22 protein-coding genes are annotated in these 21880 nt (G+C 71.2%); 14 read left to right on the top strand and 8 right to left on the bottom strand.

Going from position 1 to position 21880, the window contains the following annotated elements; all coding sequences use genetic code 11:
* The coding region (locus BJF79_RS38695; RefSeq protein WP_075904834.1) for an RDD family protein at nucleotides 1–604 on the top strand (604 nt) is incomplete at its 5' end.
* A gap of 99 nt (nucleotides 605–703) precedes the next feature.
* On the opposite strand, the gene BJF79_RS38700 is transcribed toward BJF79_RS38695, so the two are convergent.
* Nucleotides 704–1459, bottom strand: coding sequence for a hypothetical protein (locus tag BJF79_RS38700; RefSeq protein WP_075904836.1), 756 nt, complete (start codon nucleotides 1457–1459; stop codon nucleotides 704–706).
* Between the two features lie 278 nt (nucleotides 1460–1737).
* On the opposite strand from BJF79_RS38700, the gene BJF79_RS38705 reads away from it, so the two are divergent.
* The 4 genes from BJF79_RS38705 (at nucleotide 1738) to BJF79_RS63685 (ending at nucleotide 4343) form a co-directional block, all read left to right on the top strand.
* A complete protein-coding gene (locus BJF79_RS38705; RefSeq protein ID WP_075904838.1) occupies nucleotides 1738–2241 on the top strand; it encodes a hypothetical protein in 504 nt (167 codons plus the stop codon).
* A gap of 138 nt (nucleotides 2242–2379) precedes the next feature.
* Complete coding sequence (locus BJF79_RS38710) at nucleotides 2380–3168, top strand: ABC transporter ATP-binding protein (protein ID WP_075904840.1); 789 nt, start codon at nucleotides 2380–2382, stop codon at nucleotides 3166–3168.
* Nucleotides 3169–3325: 157 nt separating this feature from the next.
* Nucleotides 3326–4105 (top strand): sulfite exporter TauE/SafE family protein, encoded by a 780-nt coding sequence (locus tag BJF79_RS38715; protein ID WP_075904842.1) that lies wholly within the window; start codon nucleotides 3326–3328, stop codon nucleotides 4103–4105.
* A 103-nt stretch (nucleotides 4106–4208) separates the two neighbouring features.
* Nucleotides 4209–4343 (top strand): hypothetical protein, encoded by a 135-nt coding sequence (locus BJF79_RS63685; RefSeq protein ID WP_262403211.1) that lies wholly within the window; start codon nucleotides 4209–4211, stop codon nucleotides 4341–4343.
* A gap of 185 nt (nucleotides 4344–4528) precedes the next feature.
* On the opposite strand, the gene BJF79_RS54500 is transcribed toward BJF79_RS63685, so the two are convergent.
* The gene (locus BJF79_RS54500; RefSeq protein ID WP_143220781.1) at nucleotides 4529–6583 is read right to left on the bottom strand and encodes an ABC transporter substrate-binding protein; all 2055 of its coding nucleotides are present in this window, start codon (nucleotides 6581–6583) and stop codon (nucleotides 4529–4531) included.
* A gap of 719 nt (nucleotides 6584–7302) precedes the next feature.
* A complete protein-coding gene (locus tag BJF79_RS38730; protein ID WP_075904846.1) occupies nucleotides 7303–8223 on the bottom strand; it encodes a Rieske 2Fe-2S domain-containing protein in 921 nt (306 codons plus the stop codon).
* A 169-nt stretch (nucleotides 8224–8392) separates the two neighbouring features.
* Between BJF79_RS38730 and BJF79_RS38735 the strand changes: the two genes are divergently transcribed.
* Nucleotides 8393–9487, top strand: a complete 1095-nt coding sequence (locus BJF79_RS38735) for an NAD(P)/FAD-dependent oxidoreductase (protein ID WP_143220782.1) — start codon at nucleotides 8393–8395, stop codon at nucleotides 9485–9487.
* Nucleotides 9488–9556: 69 nt separating this feature from the next.
* Here the strand turns inward: BJF79_RS38735 and BJF79_RS38740 are convergent, their stop codons facing one another.
* The 3 genes from BJF79_RS38740 to BJF79_RS38750 form a co-directional block, all read right to left on the bottom strand.
* On the bottom strand, nucleotides 9557–10015 hold the full coding sequence (locus BJF79_RS38740) for a MarR family winged helix-turn-helix transcriptional regulator (protein WP_262403212.1): 459 nt from the start codon (nucleotides 10013–10015) through the stop codon (nucleotides 9557–9559).
* A gap of 38 nt (nucleotides 10016–10053) precedes the next feature.
* A complete protein-coding gene (locus tag BJF79_RS38745) occupies nucleotides 10054–12270 on the bottom strand; it encodes a molybdopterin oxidoreductase family protein (protein ID WP_075904919.1) in 2217 nt (738 codons plus the stop codon).
* Nucleotides 12271–12482: 212 nt separating this feature from the next.
* Nucleotides 12483–13928: a catalase gene (locus BJF79_RS38750; protein WP_075904849.1), complete on the bottom strand. Its 1446-nt coding sequence runs from the start codon at nucleotides 13926–13928 to the stop codon at nucleotides 12483–12485.
* A gap of 274 nt (nucleotides 13929–14202) precedes the next feature.
* Between BJF79_RS38750 and BJF79_RS38755 the strand changes: the two genes are divergently transcribed.
* Nucleotides 14203–15342, top strand: coding sequence for a CapA family protein (locus tag BJF79_RS38755; RefSeq protein WP_262403213.1), 1140 nt, complete (start codon nucleotides 14203–14205; stop codon nucleotides 15340–15342).
* 159 nt (nucleotides 15343–15501) lie between these two features.
* Here the strand turns inward: BJF79_RS38755 and BJF79_RS38765 are convergent, their stop codons facing one another.
* On the bottom strand, nucleotides 15502–16065 hold the full coding sequence (locus tag BJF79_RS38765; protein WP_143220783.1) for a PadR family transcriptional regulator: 564 nt from the start codon (nucleotides 16063–16065) through the stop codon (nucleotides 15502–15504).
* Between the two features lie 96 nt (nucleotides 16066–16161).
* On the opposite strand from BJF79_RS38765, the gene BJF79_RS38770 reads away from it, so the two are divergent.
* Together BJF79_RS38770 and BJF79_RS38775 are read left to right on the top strand one after the other, a co-directional pair.
* Nucleotides 16162–16554, top strand: coding sequence for a nuclear transport factor 2 family protein (locus BJF79_RS38770; protein WP_075904851.1), 393 nt, complete (start codon nucleotides 16162–16164; stop codon nucleotides 16552–16554).
* 123 nt (nucleotides 16555–16677) lie between these two features.
* Nucleotides 16678–17238: a hypothetical protein gene (locus tag BJF79_RS38775; RefSeq protein ID WP_075904853.1), complete on the top strand. Its 561-nt coding sequence runs from the start codon at nucleotides 16678–16680 to the stop codon at nucleotides 17236–17238.
* Here BJF79_RS38775 and BJF79_RS38780 read toward each other — a convergent pair.
* Nucleotides 17192–17458, bottom strand: a complete 267-nt coding sequence (locus BJF79_RS38780; protein ID WP_075904855.1) for a hypothetical protein — start codon at nucleotides 17456–17458, stop codon at nucleotides 17192–17194. The genes BJF79_RS38775 and BJF79_RS38780 overlap by 47 nt on opposite strands.
* Nucleotides 17459–17868: 410 nt before the next feature.
* On the opposite strand from BJF79_RS38780, the gene BJF79_RS54505 reads away from it, so the two are divergent.
* From BJF79_RS54505 to BJF79_RS38805, 5 genes are read left to right on the top strand one after another with little or no spacing between them, the layout of a single operon-like run.
* Nucleotides 17869–19260: a hypothetical protein gene (locus BJF79_RS54505; protein ID WP_075904857.1), complete on the top strand. Its 1392-nt coding sequence runs from the start codon at nucleotides 17869–17871 to the stop codon at nucleotides 19258–19260.
* The gene (locus BJF79_RS54510) at nucleotides 19257–19853 is read left to right on the top strand and encodes a hydrogenase maturation protease (RefSeq protein ID WP_075904859.1); all 597 of its coding nucleotides are present in this window, start codon (nucleotides 19257–19259) and stop codon (nucleotides 19851–19853) included. Before BJF79_RS54505 ends, BJF79_RS54510 begins: the two co-directional genes overlap by 4 nt.
* Before the next feature lies 1 nt (nucleotide 19854).
* Nucleotides 19855–20247: a hydrogenase maturation nickel metallochaperone HypA gene (locus BJF79_RS38795; protein WP_262403217.1), complete on the top strand. Its 393-nt coding sequence runs from the start codon at nucleotides 19855–19857 to the stop codon at nucleotides 20245–20247.
* Nucleotides 20244–20819, top strand: coding sequence for a hemerythrin domain-containing protein (locus BJF79_RS38800; protein ID WP_262403214.1), 576 nt, complete (start codon nucleotides 20244–20246; stop codon nucleotides 20817–20819). Before BJF79_RS38795 ends, BJF79_RS38800 begins: the two co-directional genes overlap by 4 nt.
* Nucleotides 20816–21880, top strand: coding sequence for a hydrogenase expression protein HypE (locus BJF79_RS38805; RefSeq protein ID WP_075904863.1), 1065 nt, complete (start codon nucleotides 20816–20818; stop codon nucleotides 21878–21880). The genes BJF79_RS38800 and BJF79_RS38805 overlap by 4 nt, the downstream gene beginning before the upstream one ends.

A 21880-nucleotide genomic window follows, 5' to 3' on the forward strand; every position in this document is an offset into this window, starting at 1 on the left:
GGGGTACGGCCAGCCGGCCCAACCCGCCGCTCAGCCCGCCGCCCAGCCCGGCTACGGCCAGCCCGCCGCCCAGCCGGGGTACGGCCAGCCGCAGCCCGGGTACGGCCAGCAGCCCGCCGCCCAGCCCGGCTACGGCCAGCCCGCCGGGGAAGTGCACCACCACCACTACGGCACCCCGGGCGGCGGCCAGCTCGCCGAGTGGGGTTCGCGTGCCGGCGCCACGATCATCGACGGCCTGGTCATCGCCGGTCCGCTGCTGGTGCTGTACCTGCTCGCCCTCGCGCTCGGCGCGACCGGTGAAGCCGGTGCGGTGATCGGCCTGATGCTGCTCGGTCTCGGCTACCTCGCCGCGTTCGGGGCGGGCCTGTGGCTCATCTACCAGGAGGGCACCACCGGGCAGACGATCGGCAAGCGGCAGATGAACATCCGGCTCGTCGGCGCGCAGACCGGGCAGCCGATCGGTTTCGGCGCGGCGTTCCTGCGCCGGATCTGCCACGCGGCCGACAGCTTCGCGTGCTACGTCGGCTACCTCTGGCCGCTGTGGGACGACCGCAAGCAGACCTTCGCGGACAAGATCTGCAACACCCTCGTCGTCCGGCACTGAGACGGCGGGGCCGAGGCTTCACGAACGGGACGTCCCCGCGGGGCGTCCCGTTTTCGTGTCCGGACGGTTCTGGGACGCTCCCGGGACCGTTCCGGGTCGCTAGGGCACGGGGTCGAACGCGCTGTTGCAGGCGGCGACCAGCGCCCGCCGGACGGCCCGGTCGAGCAGCCGGAGCGCGTCGCCGCGGCGGTGCATCTGGTCGGCGGTGAGGCCGCGCTCGTCCATCCGGCGGGCCAGGTCGACGACGAGGGACAGCCGGTCGGCGAGGGCGGCGACCCGGTGCGCGCGCTGCGGGTAGCCGGGGGCGAGCAGGTGGTCGCCGCCGACCGGGTCGAGCAGGTCGACGAGCGCGTCGGAGATCTCCGGCGGGACGCCCGCGAAGTCGTCCACGCTCAGCAGCGCCTCGGTCGCGTCGCGCATCGCGAGGGTGAGCCGGTGGTCGGCCTCGGCGAGGGACGGGACGTCGGGCAGGTTCGCCGACGCGTCCAGCGTCGTCCAGCGCACCCCGACGTAGGAGGAGCCGCGCCGGTCCTCGGCGGGGACGAGCCCGATCGCGCGGTCGCCGAGCACGGCGACGACCGCCGCCGCCGCGTCGATCGCGGCGCGGTTGAAGTCGGGCGGGCCGGTGAGGCCGAGCGGGTCGCCGGCTTCGGGGAGCGCCAGCCGGAACGCGGTCAGGCCGCCGATGCGCAGGTCGCCGAGGCCGCGGCGGAGCGTCACCTCGGCCGGTTCGCCGCCGAGGATCTGCGGCCCCGCGGTCTTCTCCACCGCGTCCACCGCCTCGTCGAGGCCGACGTTGCCGGTCAGCCAGGCGTTGCCCCACGCCACCAGTGCGGTCGATACGTCCTTGATCATTGCCGTTCCCAACACGTCCCAATGGGCATGCGATCCACCATAAGCGTTCGCCCGGCCGGTGCCACCGGACGTAAGGCAGGTCTCCCGTCGCGGCTGCCGTGGTTTCGGCCGTGCCCGGACGCGACCGGCCCGCGCGACCCGCCCGCGCCGCCGTCCGCGGCCGTCGGGTCAAGCCCATGGATGAAAACGGGCATTAATCCGTCTTGACGGCATTGTCGTGCACATCCGTCGGGGGGCCGCCGGGCAGACCCACCGCACATGATCGAAGGAGGTCGCCCATGCGGGCCCTGCTGAACTCGCTGAACGAGGACGAACTGGCGCTCGTCCGGGAGACCGACGGCGGTGAACTCGCGACACTGGACGAGGACGGGCTCGTCGACCTGCACGAGCGGATCCGGCGCGCGCGGAACAAGTACGCGAAGATGTACCGGCGCACGGCGAGCGCCCGGGTCGAGGAGTACGGCGGCCGCGGCGTCGCCCGGCCGAAGAACCAGCGCAACGCGCAGCGGGCGGAGGTCTTCGAGGACGCGCTCGCCCGGGTGAGCTGGCATCTGGCGCGGGCCGCGCGGCGCAGCGCCGGTGAGCTGAAGGCGCGGCGGATCGCGGACGCCAACCCCGACCGCGCGGCGGCCCCCGGGACCGCGCCCCCGGACGTGCGGCGGATGAGCGCGCAGACGACGCCGCGGCGCCGTCCGTCCGGTATGGACGCGGCGGGACGTCAGCAGGCCGCGGCGTCCCGGGGCAAGGGGGCCCGGCGGCAGGGCAGACGCGACAGCAGGTGATCGCGCGCGCGATGCCCAGAGGTGTTCCCAGAGGCGTTTCCAGAGGTTCCGTGCAAACCCGGGGCCACGCGGGGCCGGTGTATCGCATAGGTTCTTGTGCGGGAAACGGGATCACCGGATTGGGGACGAAGGCGCGCGATGACCGGCGAGGTACTTCAACTCCGAGGAGTCGGGGTCAAGCGCGAAGGGGCGACCCTCCTTCGCGATGTCACGTGGGATGTGGGCGAGGGCGAACGATGGGTGATCCTCGGCCCGAACGGTGCGGGCAAGACGACGTTGCTGCAGATCGCGGCCGCGCTGCTGCATCCGAGCGAGGGCGCGGTCGACATTCTCGAGGAGCGGCTCGGCCGCACCGACGTGTTCGAACTGCGCACCCGGATCGGGTTCGCGAGCACGGCGCTGGCGCAGAAGGTCCCGTCCGGTGAGACGGTAATCGACCTGGTGCTGACCGCGTCGTACGCGATCCTCGGGCGCTGGCAGGAGGAGTACGACTCCACCGACGTCAGCCGGGCCGTGGCGCTGCTGGAGGCGCTCGGCTGCGCCGGGCTGCTGCGGCGGCGGTTCGACACGCTGTCGGAGGGCGAGCGCAAGCGCGTGCAGATCGCCCGCGCGCTGATGCCCGACCCGGAGCTGCTGCTGCTGGACGAGCCCGCCGCGGGCCTCGACCTCGGCGGCCGCGAGGACCTCGTCGCGCGGCTCGGCGGCCTCGCCGACGACCCGGCGGCGCCCACGATGGCGATGGTGACGCACCACCTCGAAGAGGTCCCCGACGGGTTCACGCACGCGCTGCTGCTGCGGCGGGGCGAGATCGTCGCGCGCGGCAAGGTGGACGAGGTGTTCACGGCCGAGCACCTGTCGGACTGCTTCGGGTTGCCGCTCGCCGTGGAACGCCGTGACGCCCGGTGGTACGCGCGGGCCGCACGCTGACCGCGTCCCGTCCGACCGGGTCGCGTCCCGCCGGGTCGCGTCGCGTCTGTTTTGTGCGGGTCTGTCCCAGGACGGGGGACCCGGTGCGCGGCGCCGGGCAGGCGTGTCCCTACGATCGGGGCCTCGTGGTGTCGCCGAGCGCTGGGATGGGACGGACTTGAACCTGCTGGAGGCGGCCGCGGTGTTCGCGGCCGGAGTCGCCGCCGGAGGCATCAACACGGTCGTCGGGTCCGGCTCGCTGATCACCTTCCCGACGCTGGTGACGCTCGGGTTCCCGCCGGTGGTGGCGAACGTCTCCAACAACATCGGGCTCGTGCCGGGCTCGACGACGGGCGCCTACGGGTACCGCGCGGAACTGAAGGGCCAGCGCGGACGGCTGCTGCGGCTGGGCAGCGCGTCCCTGCTCGGCGCGCTGATCGGCGGGCTGCTGCTGCTCGGCCTGCCCGCCGAGGCGTTCCAGGTGATCGTGGTCGCGCTGATCGCGATCGCGCTGGTCCTGGTGGTGGTGCAGCCCCGGCTGCAGGCGTGGGTGAAGCGCCGCCGCGAGGCGGACGAGGGCGAGCAGAGCCCGCACGGCGGGCCGCTGCTGTGGGTCCTGGTGCTGTTCGCGGGCATGTACGGCGGCTACTTCGGCGCGGCGCAGGGCATCATCCTGATCGCGATCCTCGGTATCGCGCTGGCCGACGACCTGCAGCGCGTCAACGCGGCGAAGAACGTCCTGTCGGCGGTCGTGAACGGGTCGGCGGCGGTGCTGTTCATCACGCTGTCGATCGTCTCCGACACCGTCATCGACTGGTGGGCGGTGTTGATGATCGCGCTGGGGTCGACCGTCGGCGGGCTGCTGGGCGCGAAGGTCGGACGCCGCATCCCGCCGCCGGTGCTGCGCGGCGTCATCGTCGTCGTGGGACTCGTCGCGATCGTGAATCTCGTACGCTGACCTGCGCTTTTCTGTGCTTTCGGTGGCCTTGTGGAGGGTTCGCGGACGCCCGTCGCGGGTATAAGTCGAATATACGTTCGACGGTCGCGGAGGTGGGGCGCCGATGAAGGGCGACAGGGTGGAGATCGTGATCGACGCCGGGGGCGAGGGGACACGGACGTACGAGGTCGCGGCGACCCGCGCCGGGCGCGCGTCGAGATCGCGACGCGGCGCGGCGTCGTGGAGGTCAGCGAGGTGACGCGCACGGGCACGGCCGTCCGTACGGCCCGGTTCATGTCCAGCCGCGTGCTGGCCCTCGTCGAGTACCCGATCGCCGACGAGTCCCCGGCCGACGGCGAAGGCCCGACCTGAGCGGCCCCCGCCGGTTCCCGGCGGTCCCCGGCGCGGCCCGTCCAAGCGTCCGTCGGGGAACGGGCGGAGCCGTTAGGGAGCGCATGGTCCCTGAACTTCGGCTGGCTTACTTCCGTCGTACTTACCGCATACCAGGACGACCTTTCGGGTTTGCCCGACCTGGCGGAGCAGAACGAGGGTCTTGTCGGTGGGGGCGGCGTTGCCGCTCTCGTAGGAGACGTGGCCGGTGGCGCCGTTGAAGGCGACCTTGTCGAGTGCCCCCAGGACGTACTCGCGCTCCACGCCGCCGTGCGTGGTAGCGGACTCGTCCACGGCCCGCGACAGGACCTGGAAGGCGTCGTAGGAGACGGCGGCGTGACTGTCCTGTGCCCAGGGGGCGGTCCGCCAGGTGCTCTTGTACTCATCGACAAAATCTATGGTCTGGTTGCTGGCTAGGCCGTTACCTGGCAGTCGATGGGCCGAGTAGTACAGGCGAATCCGGTCCTTGTCTCTGAGACGACCAGTCTGGGCCACATTGGTGAGCTCGTTGCCACCGAGGATGGTGATGTCGTTTTCGATTTTGTTGCACTTGGGGGAGGTGTCCAACTCGTTGATGACGGAGACGAAGTCACTCGTCCGCGCGGACCAGTATACGACGGACTTTGGCTCTTTCTTGAGTTCAGTACACAATTTCTCCGCCATCTTTTTTGGAGTGGAGATTGGAGTGGCGTCTGAATTTCTCTTAAAGTTGGATTCTTTATTTTTCAAGGCGAACGATCGTTTGGTGCCATGGAATTCGTTTCTAAACTTCGCCGCGATGCTCTCGCTGTAGAGATCTCCGGAGCTTTCGACGATGATGGCTTGGCGGGCAGGGGTGCATCTGTCGCCAGCGTCAGAAATGGCCACGATATTACGCTTCTCTGCGAAATGCGCCATGATTCTTGCCTCGGTTCTATTTGTCGGGACGGAAAACCGATAACTGGAGCTCATGGTTTCGGGTACCATCTCGTCGGCGGTCGCCGTCGTACCGATCGTCGGAATCTTTGCATCGCTGAGCACCTTCAGTGCGGCGCGGGTTTCCTCACGGCTCTGTGCGAATCCGAGGACGCCGACGACCTTGCGGTAATCTTCCTGCGGGGGGTTTTCGATTTCTCGCTTCAGCCGCCTCACAAGATCCTTCGCTTTACCTTCGGCATTCATGAACCTTGGCCCGGTCTCCTGGACCTCGACTCGCAGAAGTATTCGCGATTTATCTACGGCGTTGTCGAGCAACTCCTTCTGCCACATCGCGATGCCCTGTAGTTCGGGGATTGCGCCGTCGTAGCGGATGTCGTTTTCGGCGCTCGGGTTGGACACGAATGCCACGACTGTTCGTACTTCGCTGCCATTATTGGCGATGGCTTTATTGGCCTCCTTATTCTGTTCTTCGATCTTATCCTTGGCCTTCTTGAACCAGGAATCTGGGGAAAACGAGGTGGGCTTGGTTTGTGTGCCATCCGCGACGGATCCCGTGCCGCCGACACAACTGTTGAAAAGTATGGTGTGGACGGTCAGGCCCGCAGCGACCATGACCAGAGTGGTCAGTCCGGCTGTGATTCCTATGGGGAGCGCCCGGCTGAACCGGTACTTCTTCGGCGAGACTTTGCGCAGGGTGAGACCCGGTTCGGCCATGGCCTGCTCGGTGAAGGGCACAAGGACGGGAGGGGTATTGTCCCGGCGGAGGTGCTGGCCAGCCTGCGAGAAGGTTATTTCTTCGGGATTGCCCAAGTCCGCCAGCAGGGACTGGGACGGCTGTCCGACCGCGATGATGAGCGGCCCTGGCGACCCGCTGGCGGTGCGTGCCTCGTGCACCGAGCGTAGGAAGCGCTCGGCTGCGCGGTTGCCCGGTGTGCCCGGCGGCGGCAGCTCCACGAGCACGACGGGACGGCCGGTTCGGCGCCGTCGGCCGGGCAGGAACCCGCCGGGTGGCGGGGTGTACAGGTCCTCCAGGAGGGCGCGCCACAGGAGCCGGTCGAGCCGCTGGAGAGCCTCCTCGTGGTTCGGGTCGCGCTCTAGTTGCGAGCGCCATACAGCGCCCGCGTTGTCCATCGCGCGGAAGAGCTTCCGGTCGCCGCCGGAGATGTCCTCGGCGCCCAGCCATCCCCGCATCACCTTGCGGGACGTCCAGTTCTCCCACAACCATCTGGGGAACCGGCCCAACGAGCGGACGCCAGACGAGACCCACCACGAAGGCCCAGAGCGAAGAACGGTCGGGCCCCCGCGTTTTGGTGAATCCCAGCACGCCGCCGCGCTGAGCGTTTTGTTCGCTGGCATGAAGTCGCAGAGCTCTGGTTTGCGGCCCCGCGTCCCATCCGTCCGGATTGTCCCGAATGTATCCGATTAGGTCGCGGATAACGTAAAAGTTCGGATACCGGTCGGGCGTCATGTGTTCCGGAGCGCCGGTCGTCAGTTCGACCCCGGCGACGCCGGAGAGCAGCGTGGAGTCGTCCTCGGCGGCCAGGCGGGCGTACGGCACGAGCTTGCCGTTGTCGTCGATCGATGCGCGCAGCGCCTCGATGACACGGTCGATGTCGGCGGCTTCCGCGCTGTCCGGGACACGCAGCACGAACAGTGGCGGGCTGGACGCCAGGCTCGATCGGTTCCGGTGTTCGGGGGCCACCGCCGTGGGGAAGTCGAAAACGAAGCTCATGGCCCGATCGTCGGGGAACCCCATAAAGACTCCTTTGTGGGAGGCGAACCGCGATAGACGCTAGCTCAGAGCCACCGGTGGCGATGGTCAATTCCCACTGAAGTCGATATTTTTTCGTGTATTGACCGTTTCGGTCAGGACAAAATATATTATCTGTTGCTTCGGAATTATTCCGAGGTCAGCCGATCGGGCGGACCTGCAGCGTCCCGTTGTCGGTGACGCGGGACTCGAACGCGGGCTGGCGGCCGGTGGCCGGGCCGTGCACGACCGAGCCGTCGCGGACGCGGAACGTGCTGCCGTGCCACGGGCAGACCACGCACATGTCGGAGTCGGCGTCGGTGACGATCCGGCCCTGGTGCAGCGGGCCCGCGAGGTGGTTGCAGCGGTCGGCGAGGACGTGCACGTCGTCGCCCGTGCGCAGCACGAACAGGCTGATGTAGCCGAGGCTGCGGTGGACGGGCCAGCCGTCGGGCAGTTCGTCGGCCTTGCACAGGTCGTGCCAGCCGAGCGGCACCAGGTGCGCGACCTGGTCGGCGTGGCTGGCCCCGGCGGCCTGCCGGAAGGCCAGGTGCCCGCCGAGGTAGCTTCCGGCGAGCAGTGCCGTGAGCCCCGCGAACCCGAGCACGCGGCCCGTGTCGTCCCGTCCCCGGTAGCGGGCCGCGAACGACGCGGAGTACAGCAGCGTCGCGGTGGCCATGCCGGCGGCGTGGACGAGCCCGACCCGCTGCTGCCCGCGGTGCAGCGCCGACCAGTCGGCGACGCCGGTGAGCACCGTCGGGATCGCGCCCGCCAGGCCCGCGGCGACGAGCGCCTCGGACGCGCGGCGGGTGCCGGGCAGCAGGTCCAGCACGGCCGCCGACATCCAGCAGCCCATCGGCACGTCGGTCAGCGGCGGGTGCGCGGGGTGTCCGAGCGGGACTCCGTGCAGGGCGTCCTTGACCGGGCCGGGCCGCAGGACCCGCTTCACGCCGATGGACAGCACGCGGATCGTCCGGTCGAGGCCGCGGGCGTGCTCCAGCCCGTCGGTGACCTCGGTCAACCTCCCCGCGGCCTGCTTCTGGGACGTGCGCCGGAAGATGTTTCCCGCCCGTCGGTTCATGTCCCTCCTCGCAGCCGTGATCGGGACGCTCGACCTGAGCCTACCTGCCCGGCGGTCGCCTAAACCGCGCCGGACTTCCCTCGCCCCCGGGTTGACGTTCGTAGTACGAACCAATTATCGTTCGCAACACGTACAGTTCGTATTACGAACCTATTGGGAGTTGATGATCATGGGACGCACTGTCGCGGTGGTCGGCGGCGGGTACGGCGGGTCCGCCGTCGCGAAGGCATTGGACGCCGACGCGGACGTCGTGCTGATCGAGCCGCGGGACGCGTTCGTGCACGCCGCGGGGGCGCTGCGCGCGCTCGTCCAGCCGGACTGGGCCGGGAACATCTTCTTCCCGTACGACCGGTTGCTGGCGCGCGGCCGGGTCGTCCGCGACCGCGCGGCCGCGGTGGACGAGCGCGGCGTGACGCTGGCCTCCGGCGCGCGGGTGGACGCCGACTACATCGTCGTCGCGTCCGGTTCGGGCTACCCGTACCCGGCGAAGATCGAGAGCGACGACGCGGCCGAAGCGCTCGAACGGCTGCGCCTCACGCACAAGGAGCTGGCGGGCGCGAACCGGGTGCTGATCGCGGGAGCCGGGCCGGTCGGGCTGGAACTTGCCGGGGAGATCAAGGCCGTCTGGCCGGAGAAGGCGGTGACGATCGTCGACCCGGCCGCCGAGCCGATGCCGGGGCTGCTCCCCGAGCTGCGCGCGGAACTGCTCCGGCAGCTCGCCGGACTGGGCGTCGACCTGCGGCTCGGGACGTCGCTCGCGGCCGAGCCGCCGGTCGGGCCCGCGGTCGCCGAGACCTTCACCGTCGCGGCGGGCGACGCGGAGATCACCGCCGACATCTGGTTCCGCGCCTACGGCGTCCGCCCGAACGGGGACTTCCTCGGCGACGGCCTGGGCGGCGGCGCGCGGACCGGGGACGGGCGGCTGCGGGTCACCGGGCGGCTCAACGTCCACGGGCACGACCACGTGTACGCGCTCGGCGACATCACCGACGTGCCCGAGGCGAAGATGGCCGGGCACGCGATGCGGCACGCGGACGTGATCGCCGCGAACATCGCCGCGCAGGTGCGGGGCGACGCGCCGGAGTCGGTCTACGAGCCGTCGCCCGTCCGGGGCATCCTGCTGCCGCTGGGCCCGGCGGGCGGCGTCGGCCAGTTCCCGGGCGAGGACGGGACGGCGTTCCTGCTGCCGACCGAGCAGGTCATCGAGTACAAGGGGCGCGCGTTGATGACGGAGATGTTCGCCGAGCTGTTCGGGACCGCCTGAACGCGGAACCCGCACGACCCCCGCCGGCGTCCGCCGGTGGGGGTCGTTCGCTTCGGGGGGGGGGGCGGTTCAGCCGCAGTCGTCCGGGGCCGGTGCGAGGGCCCGCGCCTCGTTGACCAGCACGGTGCTGCCGAGCAGGTCGAGCAGGCGGTCGCGGTCGTCGTGGCCGAGGTGCGCGGGGAGCTCCTCGACGCGGCGGATCGTCTCGCGGTGGAACGCGTCCGCGACCCGCTCGCCCGGCTCGGTGATCGCGACCTGCACCGCGCGCGCGTCCCGCGCGTCGGGTTCGCGGCGGACCAGGCCGTGCTGGGCGGTCCGGTCGACGAGGCCGGTGAGGCTCGACTTGGCCAGGCCGAGCACCTGGCCGAGCTCCCGCATTCCGTAGGGTCGTTCCAGCACCACGCAGAGCAGCTTGCCCTGCTGCGGGGTGAGCCCGTACTCCCGGCTCACCTCGGTGTAGAGCGAGTTCACCAGGAAGGTTATGCGTACCAGCGCGCCGCCGAGTCCGATCTGCTCCCCGGTGGCCATTTCCATGCCCTCAGAATACGCGGGCGCGCGGCCGATCGTCAGCCCACGCGTTCGAGGGTGACGGGCACGCCGTTCAGCACCGCGGTCCCCGACGGCGGGTCGATCTCCCGTTCGTCGGTGACGACGTTGACGTTCACGCCCGCGTGCCGCCGCGCGACGTCCGTCCGGGTGCCGGGACGGTCGTGGCCCCAGCCGTGCGGGAGGCTGACGACGCCCGGCATGATCGTGTCGGTCGGTTCGGCGACCGCCTCGACCGAACCCGCCCGCGACGTCACCCGGACGCCGTCGCCCGCCGCGACGCCGAGCCGCGCGGCGTCGTCCGGATGCAGGTGGAGCGTGCACGTGTTGGAGCCGCGCACCAGCTCGGGGAGGTTGTGCAGCCAGCTGTTGTTGGACCGCAGGTGGCGGCGGCCGATCAGCACCGTCCCGGTGCGCGGCCCGGCCGCGAGCGCGGCGCGGAGCCGGTCGACGTCGGGGACGAGCGCGGCCGGGCACAGCTCGACGCGTCCGGACGCCGTGCAGACCACCTCGTCGAGGCGGGGTTCGAGGGCGCCGAGATCGATCCCGTGCGGGTGGTCGGTGCGGAGCCGGTCGAGGGTGAGGCCCTCCGGGACGGTGCCGAACGCGTCGCCGTACGGGCCGAGCCGCAGCATCATGTCGAGCCGCTGTTCGGTGGGGGTGCCGGATCCGGCGAGCATCGCGCGCATCTCGCCCGGGTCGCGGCCGTGCACCGGGGATCCCTCGTGCGCGGCGGCCTTCGCGAGCGTCGACGCGATGATCATGTCGTCGAGGGCGGCGACGTCGCCGTCCGTCCCGGACGCCAGGAGGGCGAGCCGCGCGAGGATCTGCGCCTCGCTCGGCCGTCCGTCCAGCGGCACGGCGGGCGGCGAGAACCGGGCGTAGTTCCGGACGGCCAGGGCGTTGAGCGAGACGTCGTAGTGCGGCGTCTGGACGGGCCGCGGCGGGGGCAGCACGACGTTCGCGTGCCGGGTCGTCTCGTTCAGGTACGGGTCGACCGACGCCATGAACTCCAGCCCGGCGAACGCCGCGTCGAGCCGCGCGGAGTTCGGCGCCGACAGCGCCGGGTTCCCGCCGATGGTGATCAGCGCCCGGATCCGCCCGTCGCCCGGCGTCTCGATCTCGTCGGCGAGCGTGGCGACCGGGAACTCCCCGTTCACCTCGGGCAGCTCCTGGACGCGGCTGTGCCACCGGCCGGTCGTGAACGGCTTGCGCCGCCGGTACGCCGGGACGTGCGCGGCCTTCGGGAACATCGCGCCGCCGGGCCGGTCGAGGTTGCCGGTGAGGGCGTTGAGGACGTCGACGAACCAGCTGTTCAGCGTCCCGAACGCCTGCGTGGTGGTGCCCATGCGCCCGTAGACGGCGGCGCGCGGCGCGGCGGCCAGCTCGCGGGCCGTCCGGCGGATCTCCGCCGCGGGGACGCCGGTGACGTCCGCGACCCGTTCGGGGGCGAAGTCGGCGACGAGTGCGCGCAGCTCGTCGCGCCCGTTGGCGTCGGGCAGGTCGATCGCGAGGTCCTCGGCGAACAGGGTGTGGATCATCGCGGCGAGGAAGTACGCGTCGGTCCCGGGGCGGATGAACACGTGCTCGTCCGCGAGGGCGGCGGTTCGCGTTCGTCTTGGGTCGACCACGGTGACCTTGCCCCCGCGCGCCTGGATCGCTTTGAGCCGTCCAGGGAAATCGGGAGCCGAGCAGACGCTCCCGTTCGATTCGAGGGGGTTGGCGCCGAGCATCAGGAGATGGTCGGTGCGGTCGAGGTCGGGCACGGGGATGGCCAGCGGGTCACCGAACATGTGGCCGCACGAGACGTGCTTCGGCATCTGGTCGGCGGTGCTCGCCGTGTAAAGGTTGCGCGTGCCAAGCGCCTTGACGATCGCGCCCACGTACAGGGGTCCGGCGATGGAGTGCGCCGTGGGGTTGCCCACGTACACGGCGACCGCGTCCCGCCCGTACCGTTCGATCACCTGCGCGATCCCGGCCCGCACGGACTCGAAAGCCTCGTCCCAGCTCGCCGTGACGTGCTCGTCCCCCTTGCGGACGAGCGGTTCGGCGAGCCGGTCGGGGTCGCCGTCCAGGCTCCCGAGGGTCGCGCCCTTCGGGCAGATGAACCCTTTGCTGAACGGGTCGTGCACGTCGCCGCGCACGCGGGTGACGCGGTCCGAGTCGTCCAGGGTGAGCTCCAGGCCGCACATGGCCTCGCAGAGCGGACAGGTGCGGTACGCCGTGCGGTCGCCCATCGGGAACTCCAAACCGAACCGGAATCGGGTTCCCATGATGGCGCGTGATCGCCGCACGGTCCATGCCCTCGGAGGTAATCGACATTCCGGACGCGCGGATCGGTGCGCGGACACAAGGCGGTTATGAACCGCGCACAGCCGACCGGGCCCGAGGGCGGATGGAAAGGGGCGGCCCCGTCCGGGGCCGCCCCCGGCTCACGGGCGGGGAGGGATCAGGAGCCGTTGACGCCGAGGCCCTTGGCGACGCGGTCGCCCAGGTCCTTCTGGACGTTGCGCCAGTACTCGGCCACGCGCTTCTTCATGTCGCCCGTGACCTCGGGCGCGTTGGCGTGCAGCAGGATGTTGTGCACCATGCGGTCGCGTTCGGCCTCGCCGAGGACCTTCTCCCACAGGGCGCGGGGCTGCACGAAGTCGTCGTCCTCGCTGTGCAGCCGGTAGGCGCTGCGGACGATCTCGCCCGCGACCTCGTAGCCGTCGCCCGCCCACAGGTCCGGGTTCGCCTCCGGCCCGCCCGCCGAGTTCGGCGCGTACACCGGGTCGCCCGAGTTGTAGTACGCCATCGCGCCGTCCTTGTTGTAGGTGCGGACGGGCGAGTGCGGGCGGTTGACCGGTAGCTGCAGGTAGTTCGCGCCGATCCGGTACCGGTGGGCGTCCGGGTAGGAGAACAGGCGGCCCTGCAGCATCTTGTCCGGGGAGGCGCCGATGCCGGGGACGAGGTTGGCGGGCTCGAACGCGGCCTGCTCGATCTCCGCGAAGTAGTTCTCCGGGTTCCGGTTCAGCGTCCACTTGCCGATGGTGATCGGCGGGTAGTCGGCGTGCGGCCAGACCTTGGTCAGGTCGAACGGGTTGAACCGGTAGTCGGCCGCGTCCTCGAACGGCATGATCTGCACCTGCACGGTCCAGGACGGGTGGTCGCCCCGCTGGATCGCGGTGTAGAGGTCGCGGATGTGGACGTCCGGGTCCTGGGCGTCGGCCTCTTCGGCGGTGAAGTTCTTGATGCCCTGGTCGGTCTTGAAGTGGTACTTGACCCAGAACTTCTCACCGGCGGCGTTGTACCACAGGAACGTGTGCGAGCCGTACCCGTTCATGTGCCGCCACGACGCGGGGGTGCCGCGGTCGGTCATCAGCCAGGACACCTGGTGGGCCGACTCGGGCGAGAGCGTCCAGAAGTCCCACTGCATGTTGTTGTCGCGCAGGTGGTTGTCGGCGCGGCGCTTCTGCGAGTGGATGAAGTCGGAGAACTTCTGCGGGTCCCGGATGAAGAAGACCGGGGTGTTGTTGCCGACGAGGTCGTAGTTGCCCTCCTCGGTGTAGAACTTCATCGCGAAGCCGCGCGGGTCGCGGCCGGCGTCCGCCGAGCCGAGCTCGCCCGCGACGGAGCTGAACCGCACCAGCGACTCGGTGCGGGCGCCCTTCTGGAAGAGCTTCGCCCGGGTGAACCGGCTGACGTCCTCGGTGATCTCCAGGACGCCGTACGCGCCGCCGCCCTTGGCGTGGACGACCCGTTCCGGGACGCGTTCGCGGTTGAAGTGCGCCATCTTCTGGATGACGTAGTGGTCCTGCATCAGCAGGGGACCGTTCGGCCCGACGGACAGGGAGTGCGCGTCGCTGGCGGCGGGAATTCCGGCGTCGTCGGTGGTGGTCGGCCTCTCGGACATGGCGCGGTTCCTCTCTGTTCCACGGGGTCGACTGCTGGGGCTCCGGATGCGTGATCCGCTCCAACGTACCCCTATAAACACGAATGATTCAAGAAAACGAATCGTACAGGCTTAGCTCGATGGCCCGTCCGCCCCGGCCGGACGTGTGCGCGATGTCTCATCCGCATCACCTTTTGGACGAATCCGCAGGTCGCGGGGTGTCGCAGTGCTAGTCGCACGGCCCCGCGCATGGCATGCTCGTCCCGTCACGGGGAGCCCGAGCGGAGGCCGGTCCATGAGCGAGGTGCGCGGGAACATGCGGCGGAACAGGATCGCGAGCAGCAGGATCGCGGTGGCCTTCGCGGCGGGCGGGCTGCTCCTCGCCACGGCGGCGTGCGGGCTGGCGGGCGGCGACACGCCCCCGGCCGCGGGTGCCACCTCGCCGGCGGCGTCGACGCCCCCGCCCGCGCCGTCCACCCCGGCCGAACCGGCCAAGGAGCCGATCGTGCTGGCGTTCGGCGGCGACACGCACTTCCACGACTACCTGAAGGCGCGCCTGCAGAAGCCGGAGACGGCGCTCGGCCCGTCCGCGAAGATCCTGCGCCGGGCCGACCTCGCCATGGTGAACCTCGAGACGGCGATCACCGAGGGCGGGAAGAAGGCCCCGAAGACGTACGCGTTCCGCGCCCCGGCCTCGGCGTTCGCCGCACTGAAGGCGGCCGGGGTGGACGTGACGTCCATGGCCAACAACCACGGCATGGACTACGGCGTGTCCGGGCTGCGCGACTCCCTGGCGGCGATCAAGAAGACCAAGTTCCCGACCGTGGGGATCGGGATGAACGCCGCCGAGGCGTACAAGCCGTACCGGGTCACCGTGAAGGGCAACAAGATCGCGATCGTGGGCGCCACGCAGGTGCTCGACGACAACCTCATCCAGGAGTGGACGGCGACCGACGACAAGCCGGGGCTCGCGTCCGCCAAGGACGTCCCGCGGATGGTGCAGGCGGTGAAGGAAGCCGCGAAGGGCTCCGACCTCGTCATCGTCCACGTGCACTGGGGGCAGGAGCTCAACCCCTGCCCGCTGCCGCGCCAGAAGACGCTCGCCCAGGAGCTCACCGCCGCCGGGGCCGACATCATCGTCGGCGGCCACGCCCACATTCCCCTGGGCGGCGGCTACATGGACAACGGCGCCTACATCCACTACGGCATGGGCAACTTCGTGTTCTCCTCCGCACGAGGCCAGAGCGCGCGCTCCGGAATCCTGGCGCTGAAGGTGGAGAACGGCAAGGTCACCACCGACAAGTGGATGCCCGTCCGCATCGAGAGCGGCATCCCGGTCCCGCTCAAGGGGTCGGCCGCGAAGGCCGAGGTGAAACGCTGGAACGACCTGCGCGAGTGCACCGGCCTCAACGCCGAGCCGGTCGCCGCGCCCTGACGGCCGGACTCCCCACCGAGGGAGACGCCGGGCTGGTCCGGTGAGCAAGGACCTCCTGCCGATCGGCCGGTTCGCCCGGCTGTGCAGGCTCGGCGTCAAGCAGCTCCGGCACTACCACGACCTGGGCCTGCTCGCCGGCCCGGTGGGCGCGGGCGTGGGTCAGGCTCGGGTGGACGAGCGTTGCCGCAGGACGTCGAGGACCCGTTCGGCCCACCGGATGTTCTCCTCCTCGAACGCGATGCCGCCGAGGAGGGTCAGGTAGGGGCCGATCCGTTCGGCGTGCGCGAGGTGCTCGTCCTCGGTGCGTCCGTTCAGCAGGAGGGCGCGGAGCCGCTCGTAGCGAGCGAGCTTGGCCCGTGAACCGTCCGCCCGCTCGGCGACGGCGCGGCGCACGGCGGCGGCGTCGCCGACGTCGACGGCCTGCAGCTGGACGAGCAGTTCGTCGCGCATCGCGCCCGGACGGGGCGGCGCGGCGGTGAAGTCGTGCAGGGTGCGGCGCCCGGCATCGGTCAGCGTGAACAGCCGTTTGTCGGGCCTGCGTTCCTGCCGGACGACGCGGGCGGAGACCAGCCCGTCGCCCGCCATCCGGTCGAGTTCGCGGTAGAGCTGCTGCGGCGTGGCCATCCAGAAGTTCGCGACCGAGGAATCGAAGATCTTGGCGAGGTCGTAGCCGGACGCCTCGCCTTCCAGCAGCGCGGCCAGGATCGCGTGTCGCAGTGCCATGCCGTCAATGTACCAAGCACGTTGACTATGCAACGAGTTGAGTATTGAGCTACTGTCGGCCGCACCTAGTGGACGAGTTGACTATGGAGGTGCGCCATGCACGCGTTCCGGAAGGCGGTCGAGGCGGGGGACGTCGACGGCGCGATCGCACTGCTGGCCGACGACGTCGTGTTCGTCAGCCCGGTCGCGCACAAGCCGTACGGGGGCAAGGCGATCACGGCCGCGATCCTGCGCGGCGTCTTCAGGGTGTTCGAGGACTTCCGCTACGTCGGCGAGTTCGACGGCGCGGACGGCCGGGAGCACGCCCTGCTGTTCAAGACCCGCGTCGGCGACCGGGAGCTCGACGGCTGCGACTTCATCCGGCACGACGAGGACGGGAAGATCGCCGAGCTGATGGTGATGGTGCGGCCGCTGTCGGGCGCGAACGCGCTCGCCGAGGCGATGGGCGCCCAGTTCGAGCGGATCGAGCGCGAGGCCCGCGGCGGGTGACGTCCCGTCCCCGGGTTCCCCCGCGCGGGTGAGCGGGCGGGTACCCGCGAGGGACGTGCCGGGACCGGCGCGGCGGCCAGCATGAAGGCGTCCTGACCAGCGCATCCGCTACAGGAGGCCGCCATGACCACCGCCGCCCGTCCCGCCGCTCGCCGGGCGACCGAACGGCCCGTGCCCCGGTGGGCCGAACGGGTCGCGCATCTCGTCCCGCTGACCGTCCTGCCGTCCGGCCTCTGGCGGGTCGCCCTCGGCGTTGGCGTCCCGATGGGCTTCGCCGAGGGCAGCGACATGACGGACTTCCCGCACCCGATCGGCACCCCGTACGTCTTCGCGCTGAGCATCCTCAGCGAGTGCCTCGCGCTGCTGACGCTCGGGCTCGTCCGGCCGTGGGGCGAGGTCTTCCCGCACTGGCTGCCGCTGATCGGCGGACGCCGCGTGCCCGTCTCGTTCGCGGTCGGCGCGGCCTCGCTCGGTGCCGTCGCGGTGACGCTGATCGGCTTCGCGGCGGCCGCGAACTGGACGGACGCGATGGCCGCGCCGGAGGCCCCGACCGGTGCGGCGGGCGTCGTCATGACGCTCGCGTACGCGCCGTTCCTCGCGTGGGGGCCGCTGCTCGCGATCGTCACCGTCCACTACTTCATGCGCCGCGTCCGGGGAGCCGCGGAAACCGCCGCGGCCGCGTGACGGCGGTGGGCTCGGGGGCGAGGCGGCCCGCGACGACGGCACCGTAGAGCAGGTGGTCGAGCGCGACGGCCGCCCGCCACGTCGCCCGGCGGTGCGCGGAGTGCTCGACGCCGAGGGCGGGCCCGACGACCAGCTCGTAGCCGAGCCAGACCGTCAGCCCGTACGCCGGACCGGCCAGGCCGTGGCCCCGCACCCGGTCCGGCAGCAGGCCGAACAGCATGCCGCCGCACGACCCGTAAACCCAGTGAAAGACTTCGGTAAACGCCTCGCGTTGCCGTTTTGTCATTTTCCTTACCCGGGGCGGGGCATGTTCCTCGACAATGGCCGCGGGCGGGCTTTCCTGGCGGGGGACGGCGGCGGCCGTGACGGTGCGCAGGCCGGTCATCGCCATGGCCGCGAGGGCCCCGCGCGCGCCCGCGCGAACGAGCCTGCCGTACCGCCGCCGCCTGCGCTTCCGCATCTCGCTCCCCCGGACAACGGCATTCGCGTAGCGCGATTACAGCACGATGATCCGCCGAACCGGTAGGTGACGCCGTCACTTATCGGCAGGCGCCACTTACGTGGGCCGTCACCCCATTGCTATACCCGGAAAAGGGCGCGCGGGGCGTTCCGTGCAGTGGGAGAGAGGCGATGGCGGCGACCGGTTTCGAGAGCGTGCGGGCGGTGGCCGACGCGATCCTCTACGAGGGCTACCTGCTGTACCCGTACCGCCGCTCGTCCGGTAAGAACCGGGTCCGCTGGCAGTTCGGGGTGCTGACGCCGCGCTCCTGGGCCGACGCGCACGGGCTCGACGACACGAGCGTCGCCGGGTCCGCCGAGTCGTGGTGGCAGCAGACCGAATGCCTGCTGGAGGCCCCCGAGGACGCGACGGTCACCTGCCGGCTGCGGTTCCTGCAGTTGCAGCGCCGGACGGTCGAGCGCCGCGCCCCCGACGGGACGTTCGAGGAGGTCGGCGCCCTCGGGACGCACCTGCCGTTCGACGAGGCGGTCCCGCGCGAGTTCGACTTCGCGGCGCCGCTGGCCGAACTGCTCGCGGGCGGGCGGCGGTTCGCCGTCCGGGCCCCGGCGGGCGCGGAGCGCGAGCCCGCGGACGGCGGCCGGATCGCCCGCCGCCGCCTCGACGTCGACGCGGTCGTGACGGTGTCGGCGGCGCGCTGCGACACTCCGTCGCCCGCGTACCGGCTGCGGGTCCGGGTCGAGAACGGGCACGCCGCCGACCGCGCCGCCGCGTCCCGGGACGCGGTGCTGCACTGGTCGCTGCTCGCCGCGCACACGATGATCGCCGTCGTCGACGGGGCGTTCGTGTCGCTGCTGGACCCGCCGCGGTGGGCCGAGGACGCGGCCCGCGAGTGCGCCAACGTGCACACGTTCCCGGTGCTCGCGGGTCCCGAGGGCGCGCGCGAGATCGTCCTGTCGTCGCCGATCCTGCTGTACGACCACCCGCGGATCGCGCCCGAGAGCCCCGGCGACCTGCACGACGCGACGGAGATCGACGAGATCCTCTCGCTGCGGACGATGACGCTGACCGACGCGGAGAAGCGGGAGGCGCGGGCCACCGATCCGCGTGCCGCCGAGATCCTCGACCGGGTGGACGGGATGCCGCACGAGGTGTTCGAGCGGCTGCACGGCGCCGTCCGCTCCCTCGGCCCGCTCCCGAAACGCGAGCCGGACCCGGGCCCCGACCACGACCCCGAGCCCGACCGGACGCCCTGGTGGGACCCGGGCGCGGACGCGTCCGTGTCCCCGGACACCGACACGGTGACGGTGTCCGGTGTCGCGCTGTCGCGCGGCAGCCGCGTGCGGCTGCGCCCGCGCAGCCACGGCACCGACCCGCAGGACCGGTTCCTCGACGGCCGGACCGCCGTCGTGGAGGCCGTCCTCCTCGACGTCGACGACGCGTGCCACCTCGCCGTCTCGCTGGAGGAGGACCCGGCCGCGGAGCTGAACCGGTGGTACGGGCGGTACCGCTACTTCGCGCCCGACGAGGTGGAGCCGCTCGCCGACGAACGGAGCCCGCGGTGACCCGGACGGGACGGGTGCTCGTCGCGGGCATCGGCAACATCTTCCTGGGCGACGACGGCTTCGGCGTCGAGGTCGTCCGGCGGCTGCACGCGCCGTGCCTGCCGGACAACGTGGACGTGACCGACTACGGCATCCGCGGCGTCCACCTCGCCTACGAACTGCTGGACGGCCGGCACGACACGCTGATCATGGTCGACGCCGTCCCGCTGGACGGTGCGGCGCCCGGCGAGCTGGCGGTCCTCGACGCGACGGACGCGGCGCAGGACGCGGCCGCCGCCGACCCGTTCGGCGTTCCCCCGGTGAACGGCCACGGCATGCACCCGCTCGCGGTGCTGCAGCTCCTGCACAAGCTCGGCGGCCGGATGGGCCGCGTCCTGGTCGTCGGCTGCCGGCCCGCCGACGTCGACGAGCGGATGGGGCTGTCCGGGCCGGTGACCGCCGCGCTGGACGAGGCCGTCCGGCTGGTGGCGCGGCTCGCCCGCGAGGAGGCCGCACGACTTTCCGGGAGAACGGACCCCACGACCGACACCCGCACGACCGACACCCGCACGACCGACACCCGCAGGACGGACACGGAGGCGACCAGTGCATGAAATGGGAATGTGCGACGCGATCGTCGACGCCGCGCGCAAGCGCGCCAGGGGGCGCCCGGTGAGCGGCGTGAAGGTGCGCATCGGCGGCCATCCCGTCGACCCGGACGTCATCGACCAGGGGGTCCGGCTGGCGGCGGAGGGCACCGAGATCGAGGGCGCGCGCATCGACCTGGTGCTGGAGCCGCTGTCGGTGCACTGCCGCGACTGCGGCGGCACGACGCCGGTCGGATCCGCGGCGGCGCTGGCCGCGTGCCCCGTGTGCGGGGGCGTGGACGTCGAGACGCGGGGCCGCGACGACGTGGTGCTGGAGTCGATCACCGTCGCGGCCGGGCGGGAGGTCGTCCCGGACGGCGAGGCGGCGAGCGTCCCGGACGGCGAGGCGGGGAGCGCGTGAGCGGCCTGGACGCCATCGAACTGCTCAAGCACGACCACCGGATGGTCGAACAGCTCTTCCGCGACTTCACCGCGGCGGCGTCCGGCAGGCAGCGGCGCGGCGTGATCGACATCCTCGTCCGCGAGCTGTCCAAGCACGCCGCCGTCGAGGAGCTGATCTTCTACCCGTTCGCCGGGAAGGTGCTGCGGGACGAGGCGCTGGTGCAGCGGCATCTGGCCGAGCACATGGCGGTGAAGGAGGCGCTGGCCGAGCTGGACGCCCTGTCGCGGACGAACGGGCACGCGGCCGACGGGCCGGGCCCGCGTGCCGAGGAGCTCATCGAGGTGCTGCGCCGCGACGTCGAGGAGCACGTCCGGGAGGAGGAGGGCGAGCTGATGCCGCGGCTGCGCGAGAGCGCGGACGCGGAGTCGCTGCGAGACCTCGGGCGGGCGCTGGAGAAAGCGAAGGGGACGGCGCCGACCCGCCCGCACCCGCACGCGCCGGACCGTCCCCCGGCGCTCACGGTGGCGGCCCCGGTGGCCGCCGCCTACGACCGGATGCTCGACCGGCTGCAAGGGAGGCCCCGGACATGACGCAGACGCGCGAACGAGGCGAGACCGCGACCCCGCAGGGGTTCGACGAAATCCACATCCTGTGGATATCCGAAGGCATGAGCTGCGACGGCGACACGGTGTCGGTGACGGCGTCGTCTCAGCCGGCGATCGAGGACGTCGTGAACGGCCTGATCCCGGGCCTGCCGAAGGTGAACCTGCACAACAAGGTGCTGTCGCCGACGCTCGGCGGCGAGGAGTTCCTCGCCGCGTTCCGGTCGGCGGCGCGCGGCGAGCTGGAGCCGTTCATCCTCGTCATCGAGGGCTCGATCCCGAACGAGAAGATCAACGGGGACGGCTACTGGACGTCGTTCGGCAACGACCCGGAGACCGGCGAGCCGATGACGGTGAACCGGTGGATCGACATGCTCGCGCCGCGCGCGTGGGCGGTCGTCGCGATCGGGACGTGCGCGACGTACGGCGGCATCCACGCGATGGCGGGCAACCCGACGGGCTGCATGGGCCTCGCCGACTACCTCGGCTGGGACTTCAAGTCGGCGGGGGCGCTGCCGATCGTGAACGTTCCCGGCTGCCCGGTGCAGCCGGAGAACTTCATGGAGACGCTGACCTGGGTGCTGTACCACGCGGCGGGCGCCGCGCCGCCGCCCCCGCTGGACGAGATGCTGCGGCCGCAGTGGCTGTTCGGCCGGACCGTCCACGAGGGCTGCGACCGGGCCGCCTACTACGAGCAGGCCGACTTCGGCGGGGACTACAACTCGCCGAAATGCCAGGTGAAGATCGGCTGCTGGGGGCCGGTGGTGAACTGCAACGTCACCAAGCGCGGCTGGATGAACGGCGTCGGCGGCTGCCCGAACGTGGGCGGCATCTGCATCGCCTGCACGATGCCGGGCTTCCCCGACAAGTTCATGCCGTTCATGGACCAGCCGCCGGGCGGCAGCCTCTCCTCGATGATGATCAAGCCGTACGGGTCGTTCATCCGCCGGATGCGCGGGATCACCAACCACGCGGCGAACCGGGAACCGAGGTGGCGCCACAACAAGGAGGCGCTGACCAGCGGATACAACCCCCGCTACCGCCCGTAG

The sequence above is a fragment of the Actinomadura sp. CNU-125 genome, from assembly GCF_001942465.1.
Classification (GTDB): Bacteria; Actinomycetota; Actinomycetes; order Streptosporangiales; family Streptosporangiaceae; genus Spirillospora.

Coding starts and splice junctions, on each gene's coding strand:
- BJF79_RS38700 (WP_075904836.1), bottom strand. CDS start 1,459: ATGATCAAGGACGTATCGACCGCACTGGTGGCGTGGGGCAACGCCTGG.
- BJF79_RS38705 (WP_075904838.1), top strand. CDS start 1,738: ATGCGGGCCCTGCTGAACTCGCTGAACGAGGACGAACTGGCGCTCGTC.
- BJF79_RS38710 (WP_075904840.1), top strand. CDS start 2,380: ATGACCGGCGAGGTACTTCAACTCCGAGGAGTCGGGGTCAAGCGCGAA.
- BJF79_RS63685 (WP_262403211.1), top strand. CDS start 4,209: ATGAAGGGCGACAGGGTGGAGATCGTGATCGACGCCGGGGGCGAGGGG.
- BJF79_RS54500 (WP_143220781.1), bottom strand. CDS start 6,583: ATGCGGGGATGGCTGGGCGCCGAGGACATCTCCGGCGGCGACCGGAAG.
- BJF79_RS38730 (WP_075904846.1), bottom strand. CDS start 8,223: ATGAACCGACGGGCGGGAAACATCTTCCGGCGCACGTCCCAGAAGCAG.
- BJF79_RS38735 (WP_143220782.1), top strand. CDS start 8,393: ATGGGACGCACTGTCGCGGTGGTCGGCGGCGGGTACGGCGGGTCCGCC.
- BJF79_RS38740 (WP_262403212.1), bottom strand. CDS start 10,015: ATGGCCACCGGGGAGCAGATCGGACTCGGCGGCGCGCTGGTACGCATA.
- BJF79_RS38745 (WP_075904919.1), bottom strand. CDS start 12,270: ATGGGCGACCGCACGGCGTACCGCACCTGTCCGCTCTGCGAGGCCATG.
- BJF79_RS38750 (WP_075904849.1), bottom strand. CDS start 13,928: ATGTCCGAGAGGCCGACCACCACCGACGACGCCGGAATTCCCGCCGCC.
- BJF79_RS38755 (WP_262403213.1), top strand. CDS start 14,203: ATGAGCGAGGTGCGCGGGAACATGCGGCGGAACAGGATCGCGAGCAGC.
- BJF79_RS38765 (WP_143220783.1), bottom strand. CDS start 16,065: ATGGCACTGCGACACGCGATCCTGGCCGCGCTGCTGGAAGGCGAGGCG.
- BJF79_RS38770 (WP_075904851.1), top strand. CDS start 16,162: ATGCACGCGTTCCGGAAGGCGGTCGAGGCGGGGGACGTCGACGGCGCG.
- BJF79_RS38775 (WP_075904853.1), top strand. CDS start 16,678: ATGACCACCGCCGCCCGTCCCGCCGCTCGCCGGGCGACCGAACGGCCC.
- BJF79_RS38780 (WP_075904855.1), bottom strand. CDS start 17,458: ATGCTGTTCGGCCTGCTGCCGGACCGGGTGCGGGGCCACGGCCTGGCC.
- BJF79_RS54505 (WP_075904857.1), top strand. CDS start 17,869: ATGGCGGCGACCGGTTTCGAGAGCGTGCGGGCGGTGGCCGACGCGATC.
- BJF79_RS38795 (WP_262403217.1), top strand. CDS start 19,855: ATGGGAATGTGCGACGCGATCGTCGACGCCGCGCGCAAGCGCGCCAGG.
- BJF79_RS38805 (WP_075904863.1), top strand. CDS start 20,816: ATGACGCAGACGCGCGAACGAGGCGAGACCGCGACCCCGCAGGGGTTC.